The organism is Candidatus Aquarickettsia rohweri, assembly GCF_003953955.1.
Taxonomy (GTDB): domain Bacteria; phylum Pseudomonadota; class Alphaproteobacteria; order Rickettsiales; family Midichloriaceae; genus Aquirickettsia; species Aquirickettsia rohweri.
Map to the genome: position 1 here is coordinate 1 of NZ_RXFM01000092.1, position 5,872 is coordinate 5,872.

General features: G+C 26.6%; 8 protein-coding genes. 5 read left to right on the top strand and 3 right to left on the bottom strand.

Going from position 1 to position 5,872, the window contains the following annotated elements:
• Together tnpA and EIC27_RS05800 are read right to left on the bottom strand one after the other, a co-directional pair.
• On the bottom strand, window positions 1-157 hold a 157-nt coding region (tnpA, locus tag EIC27_RS08365; protein WP_410519448.1), incomplete at its 3' end, for an IS66 family insertion sequence element accessory protein TnpA.
• 157 nt (window positions 158-314) lie between these two features.
• Window positions 315-1,598 carry a bifunctional folylpolyglutamate synthase/dihydrofolate synthase gene (locus EIC27_RS05800; RefSeq protein WP_126045142.1) on the bottom strand — a complete coding sequence of 428 codons (1,284 nt, stop codon included), beginning with the start codon at window positions 1,596-1,598 and terminating at the stop codon, window positions 315-317.
• A gap of 79 nt (window positions 1,599-1,677) precedes the next feature.
• Here EIC27_RS05800 and kdsA point away from each other — a divergent pair, with 79 nt between their 5' ends.
• From kdsA to EIC27_RS05825, 5 genes are all read left to right on the top strand, one after another.
• On the top strand, window positions 1,678-2,517 hold the full coding sequence (gene kdsA / locus EIC27_RS05805) for a 3-deoxy-8-phosphooctulonate synthase (RefSeq protein WP_126045143.1): 840 nt from the start codon (window positions 1,678-1,680) through the stop codon (window positions 2,515-2,517).
• Complete coding sequence (gene smpB / locus EIC27_RS05810; protein ID WP_126045144.1) at window positions 2,514-2,981, top strand: SsrA-binding protein SmpB; 468 nt, start codon at window positions 2,514-2,516, stop codon at window positions 2,979-2,981. Before kdsA ends, smpB begins: the two co-directional genes overlap by 4 nt.
• 89 nt (window positions 2,982-3,070) lie before the next feature.
• On the top strand, window positions 3,071-3,466 hold the full coding sequence (locus EIC27_RS05815; RefSeq protein ID WP_153183772.1) for a response regulator: 396 nt from the start codon (window positions 3,071-3,073) through the stop codon (window positions 3,464-3,466).
• A gap of 9 nt (window positions 3,467-3,475) precedes the next feature.
• A complete protein-coding gene (locus tag EIC27_RS05820; protein WP_126045146.1) occupies window positions 3,476-4,399 on the top strand; it encodes an L-histidine N(alpha)-methyltransferase in 924 nt (307 codons plus the stop codon).
• An 8-nt stretch (window positions 4,400-4,407) separates the two neighbouring features.
• Entirely contained in the window at window positions 4,408-5,538 is a 1,131-nt protein-coding gene (locus EIC27_RS05825; protein WP_126045147.1) for a sensor histidine kinase, read from the top strand.
• Between the two features lie 58 nt (window positions 5,539-5,596).
• Here EIC27_RS05825 and EIC27_RS05830 read toward each other — a convergent pair.
• Window positions 5,597-5,872: transposase domain-containing protein (locus tag EIC27_RS05830; RefSeq protein WP_153183752.1), on the bottom strand; the 276-nt coding region annotated here is incomplete at its 5' end.

The window sequence follows — 5,872 nt, forward strand, 5'->3', positions numbered from 1 at the left end:
CTACAAGAATTCTGTGCCATTTATAAAATGTACTTCTCGGCACATTCTTTTGCTTACAAAATTCATATTTACTTACATTACTTTTTTTATATTCTTCTACTAGCTCTTTCCATTTTTCATTACTTATTCTTTTTTTCTTTTTTTCTAATAGCATCATTAGCCTCTATTTTTTTAGGCTTTTGTTCTACCACTTATTTTTATTCTTGCCTAGATGCCCTTATTTTAGCGCTTACAATGCGATGTAAGATTTATATCGCATTATTTTTCTACCAAATCCATCATTCTAAAGTTTACTATAATAGGATCTTTTTATCCTAAAATAATTTTTTTAAATCTGCAGTCAAATATAATGATCCACAAATAATAACACGTATAGAATTGCCTTTGCTTAGTTTATTGCACAACTGCAAGGCTTCTTTAAGAGATTCAAATTCAATTGATTTTATACCAATGTTATGTGCAATATTTTTTATTTTTTCAGGATTTTCACTGTCTGGTTCCCATTCAACTGGTACGGCTAATACATATTCTACTTTATCCTTAAATGGCAGCAAAAAACCTTTTATATCTCTATTTCTAGTTCTTCCATTAATTAAAAATGTAGGCATTTTAATAAAAGTATCAATTGTGGCAGCTATCATTTGTGCGCCTAGCTCATTATGAGCGCCATCAAGCCATATTTCGCTATTTTTAGGTAATAGGGATAGGATCGTCCCATTTTGCACTTTTTCCATTCTTGATGGCCAATTAGCACTCATAATACCTTGCTTTAAGTTATTAAAGTTTATTGTAAAATTTCCATTTAAATTTCTTGCAGCACATATTGCTGTTGAAGCATTAATTATTTGATGTATACCTATTAAATTAGGCATTGGAAAATCAATAATTTTATCATTAACTAGATCAAGGAATTGAAACCCCTGCTCTATTTTTTTAAAATTCCAATCTTTTTGACAAGCAATATATTCCGATCCAATTTTTTTGCATTCATCAATTAGGTAATTTAATACTTTAGTCTCTTGCCAGCTAATAATGCATTTTGAATAATTTTTTATTATGCCTGCTTTTTCGCTAGCTATATCAAGTAGATTATTGCCTAAATATTCCATATGATCATATGATATTGGCGTTATAATACTCATTAATGTATTTTCCATAATATTTGTTGCATCATACCTTCCTCCTAAGCCAGTTTCTAATAATACAATATCTGCATGATATTTGGAGAAAGCTAAAAATGCAGCGCCTGTTGTAGCTTCAAAAAAAGTCAAATCCAATCCTTTAGCATTAAATCTACACTCTTCTATAACCTCGTAAAGCTGGTTATCAGTTATTTTATTATCAGAAATTACTATTCTTTCGTTAAAGTTTAATAAATGTGGAGACGTATATTGATGAACCTTGTACCCTGCACTATTTAAAATAGATTTTAAAAATGCTATTGTTGATCCTTTACCATTAGTGCCTGCAACATGAATTACAGGAGGTATTTTTTTTTCTGGATTACCTAATTTTTTTAGTAGGGATTTAATTCTTGTTAGTCCTAAATCAATATAATCTCTGCCAAATTGCTTTGGCCAATGAGGCATTTTTACCATAAAATTCTTTTAAAATTATTGAGCTAATAGATAATTTAGCATATAAATATGAAAAATTCTAAGTTCATTAAAAAAGTAAATGAGTAACTGTAAACAAATCAATATAGATAATAACTTTAAAATTTCCAATGATCTTCCAATTACTTTAATTGCAGGACCATGCCAACTAGAATCTAGAGATCATGCACTTTATATGGCTAGATATATTAAAAAAATAGCAGATGATAACTCAATTAATATGATTTTTAAAACTTCATTTGATAAGGCAAATAGAACTTCAGCAACTGCTAAAAGAGGTATAGGATTAGATGAATCAATCCCCATATTTGAAGAAATAAAAAAAGAAATTGACTGTCCTATCCTTACTGATGTTCATTTACCTGAACAATGCAGTCAAGTATCAGAAGTTATTGATATATTACAAATACCAGCATTTTTATGTAGACAAACAGATTTACTTATTGCAGCAGCAAATACTGGTAAAGTAATTAATGTTAAGAAGGGGCAATTTCTTGCTCCATGGGATGTCCAGAATATAATTAATAAAATTGTTTCAAACGATAATGAAAAAATTTTATTAACAGAACGTGGAGTTTCATTTGGATATAATACTTTAATAAATGATATGAGAGGTTTGGAAATAATGAAAGAGACTGGTTATCCAGTAATTTTTGATGCCACTCATTCTGTTCAACAACCTGGGGGTCTTGGTAACCAAAGTGGTGGGCAAAGGCAGTTTATAAAACCTTTAGCAAGAGCTGCTACTTCTATAGGCATTGCGGGGTTATTTATTGAAACTCACGATAATCCAGATAGTGCTCCTAGTGATGGTGCTTGTATGTTACATATAAATGATTTAAATCAATTGCTTAAAGAAATTAAAGAATTTGATAATATTGCTAAAAAATATATCGCATGAATAAAATTAAACATGAAATTCAAATTATTGCTCAAAATAAAAAAGCTTATCATGAATATCTAATTGAAGATAAAGTTGAAGCAGGTATTGTTTTAAAGGGTTCAGAAGTTAAATCACTAAGATTTTCTAAAGCAAGCATAAATGAATCTTATGCAAATAATATTGATAATGAAATTTTTATTTTAGGAGCTAATATTCCCGAATATAATAAAGCAAAGTCTTTTAAACATAATCCTAAAAGACAACGAAAGCTACTATTACATAAAAAAGAAATAAATAAGTTAGTAGGATTAATAAAACGTAAAGGCTATACTTTAATACCTTTAACACTCTATTTTAACAAAAAAAATATAGCTAAAATATCACTAGGACTTGCTAAAGGGAAGAAAAAGCACGATAAGAGAGAGGCAATAAAACAAAGAGATTGGGAAAGAGATAAAGCTAGAATTTTTAAAAATAATTAAAATATTTAAATGTATTTTTACTAAATTTTTATTTGATTTTACACAATATTTTACTTAATGTAAATCAAGTGTTTTTAAAAGTATTAGTGGTGTCAAAACATATTTTTATTATAGAAGATAATATTTTTATAGCAAATATGGTATGTGAGATCTTCAAAAATAATGGGTTCCTAACAACACAGTTCCATAGTGGTGAAGATTTGCTGAAATTTCTCTCTGAAACTAATGATATAAAAATTGATTTATTTTGGATTGATTATATTATGTTGGGAATTAACGGTTTGGAATTGGCTGAGACATTGCAATTAGATAATAGGTTTAAAGATATTCCAACAGTTTTATATACTCAAGATAAGGAGTTGCCATATGTTGGGAATGATAGGTTCAATGTATTTGATGCGATTTTATTTAAAAATACAGAAAGCACAGAAATAATAAAAGTAATCAATAAACTAATTGATAAAAATAATAAAGTTAAAACTTAGAGGAAGAAAATGGAAGATAATATATTAAAAGATTTTTATGATTTATTTGCTTATAAAAAAACAGGTCATCTTACTAAATATGGTTATTTAGGAAAAGTTGATTACTATAAGCAAATTCTTGAAAAAGAGGAAAAATATTATGTATCTAAAAGTGAAATAGAATTAATTCACAATTCAAAAATAATGTCCGACATTATAAAAGATTATAGTATTTTTTATGAAATAGGACCTGGCTCAAGATATGCAATATCAAAAAAAACAATTCCTTTTTTAAGTCACTCAAATAAACTAAAAAAATACTATGCTATAGACTGTCATAAAGAATATGCAAATGCTGCAGCAAATGTGGTATCTTCTTATTTTAAAGATATAAAAGCTAAAGGTATATGTCTTGATATAACAAAAAAACATAATTTATCAGTTGAACCAAAATCTTGTGTGTTTATGCTTGGTACATGTTTAGCTAATTTAACTAACGAAGAAAATATTAGTATATTAAATAGTATAAGAGTATTGTTATGTGAATCATCAGTTTTTATAATCAGTTTTGACACTACACAAAATAAGCAAGTTATATATAATGCTTATAAAAATAATTCTGTATATCAATTTTATCTTAATATGTTAAGAGTATTTGGTAAAAGCACATTATCTAAAAATTTTGACCCAGAATTATTCTCTCATCTATGTGAAATAGTAGAAAGTAGTGATGATACTAAGATGCAAGGTAAGTTAGTAGCTAATAAATCTCAATCTTTTACTCTTGGTAATGATATAATTTCTATTGAAAAAGGTGCCCAATATCACTTAGTTAATTCAAGAAAATTTAAAAAAAATTATTTACAAACATTATTAAGCTTTTGTAGATTTAAGGTAATAGATGTAATTAAGCAAAGTAATAATAATTTAGTTTTTTTTATATTGAAGAAATAAGGATTGAAATGTCAGTAAATTTAGAGCGTCCATATTTTATTTTTGGAATTTTTCTTTTTGTTAGTAATTTTATTGTCATAGCTTTAAGCATAACAGGTAATGATATATATCAAACAAAAGAATCTATTACCCTTAGAGGGGTTGCACTTTGTTTATCTATACCATTGTTACTTAAAACACATTGGCCAAAATTTTTAAACAAATACTCAGCTATATATTGGTATATATGTATTTGCTTTAGTATTTCTTTTCTTGGATTATACACTACTTTGTTAAATAAAGGAGATATATATTGGCTATTTAATTGTTTTGTTGGTCTTGTTTGGTCTTTTATTTTATTAGAAAAATTAGAGGTTATATTTGTATTCTTTATAGGCAGTATTGCAGCTTTAATAATATATAAAATATTTCATGGGCAGATAATTTGGATAACACCATTACATTATACAGTTGCTGCAATTATCTCATATATTTGGACTATAATATTCTTATCCTTATTTTTAACAGGAAAAAGAGAGATAATGGAAAAAATAACAAAAGAGAAAATTAATACGATTTATACATTAAGCAAAGCAATAGCACATGATGTAAATGCTCCACTATCAGCTAATAATATGGGATTAGAATTAATAGAAAAAGGATTAAAAGTAGGTAATAAAGAAGGTATAATGAATTATATTAATAAGATGAAGCAGTATAATAATCAATCAATTCAAGACATTAATATTATGCTTAGCTCAATAAATATAAATGATAATTATAAGCCAGATGATTGGGGAGATTATTTTATAATTGATTGCATTAATAATGCAATAGCTGCCTATGACATGATAAAATTACAAAAATCAGATATTTATTTTTTAGATAAAGATAATATACATAAAGATTTTAAATTTTTGGGATCACCAACATTATTGCAACATATTATATCTAATTTAATAAATAATTCTTTTAAATATGCGGGAAATAATGTAAAAATTGAAATTTTTTTAAATAAAGAGAATAGAGAAGTACATATTAAAGATAATGGAAATGGAATAAAACCAGAGATCTTGAAAAACTTATTTAGTGATTATCAAACTTCATATAGTACAAAAGTGAGTGGACATGGAGTAAACGCTAAAATATCCCCATCTTGACAAGTATTATCCGCCTTTCTTTGGGTTTCTTAAGTTTTTTGATAATTCTAAAAAAAATTTAATTTGATGATATTTTTTTATCAATATTATATGGAAGTAAATTTACTAACTCTTTTGGATCAGAATAATCATGAATATGATTCAGCAAATATTTTAAATAATCATAAGGATTAATCTTATTTACTTTGCAAGTTTCAATAATACTATAAATATTTGCACTAGCTTTAGCACCCTTAGTTGTTGCACAGAACATCCAATTTTTTCTGCCAACTGCAAATGGTTTTATACTACGCTCCGAATCATTATTATCAATACGCAGTCTTCCATCTAAAAG